Below are 1,052 nucleotides of genomic sequence, written 5' to 3'. Positions count from 1 at the left end.
CCACGTCGTGGTCGGCCCGTTCGAGGGCCGCGACGGCGGCGCGCCCGCCGGCGACGTACCCCGCCACCGCGAGCCGCGCGAACCCGGTCAGCGAGGCCGCGAGCGGTCCCCCGGAGTTCAGCAGGGCCTTCGCCCGGCCGGTCTGCAGCGCCAGGACCCGGCGCAACGGCGCGGTCGTCGGCACGCGGACCAGATCCTCCTCGGTGGCACCGAAGCGGCGCAGGTCCTCGGCCGGCAGGTAGACCCGGCCCCGCCCGTGGTCCTCGGCGACGTCCTGGCAGTGCTCGATGATCTGCAGCGCCGTGCAGACGCGGTCCGACAGGGCGAACCGCGACGGGTCGGCGCGGCCGAAGACGTGCAGCACGATGTGCCCGACCGGGTTGGCGGACAGCTCGCAGTAGCCGAGCAGATCCTCGAAGGTGGCGTACCGCCGCACCGACTGGTCACGGCGGTTCGCCGCCACGAGCCGGCGGAACGGCTCCGATGGGATCGCGCAGTCCTCCACCGTGCCGGCGAGCGCGCGGACGAAGGGCAGGCGCGGCGCCGATCCCGCGTAGAGGCGGGTCAGGTCGGCGTCGATCGCGTCGAGGTACGAAAGCCGCCACTCGGGTGCCGTCTCGTCCCCGGCGTCGTCCACCGAACGAGCAAACCGGTAAACGTTCAAAAGGTGGCCACGATAACGGCGCGGCAGCAGACGTGAGGCGACGGGAAAGTTCTCGTGCCGAGCCTTGCGCACGACGTCTCGCCTGGTGGGCACGCTGGACAGCATGAAGGAATGATCTCCGGCATGCCGTCGAATAAACTCGGACGCAGTTCAGCACCCTGCACATTACCCAATTTAGACAACGCATTATCGGATGCGAATGGCACGCTTATGGTAAATGCGACACCAAGTCCGGCCCAACGATTCGCGCGCCGGTTTCGCGGTGGTCTCCGGCGGCGGCCGGGCGGCCGGTCAGACCACGCCGTGGTCCCGCAGCGCCCCGACGCGAAGGCCGGCCGCGTGGCAGCGGTCCACGAGCTCCGGCAGGGCGCCGAGCGCCGACCGCCAC

Annotated in this window: 1 protein-coding gene; it reads right to left on the bottom strand. The window is 71.0% G+C overall.

What is annotated here, in order from left to right; all coding sequences use genetic code 11:
- A partial coding sequence (hpnC, locus tag ACFFNX_RS50955) for a squalene synthase HpnC (protein WP_378213718.1) occupies window positions 1-736 on the bottom strand: 736 nt, incomplete at its 3' end.
- Window positions 737-1,052: the final 316 nt, after the last annotated feature.

The sequence above is a fragment of the Actinoallomurus acaciae genome (assembly GCF_042429965.1).
GTDB lineage: Bacteria > Actinomycetota > Actinomycetes > Streptosporangiales > Streptosporangiaceae > Actinoallomurus > Actinoallomurus acaciae.
The sequence above is the reverse complement of the archived record's forward strand: the minus strand, read 5'-3'. Positions and strand labels throughout refer to the sequence as shown.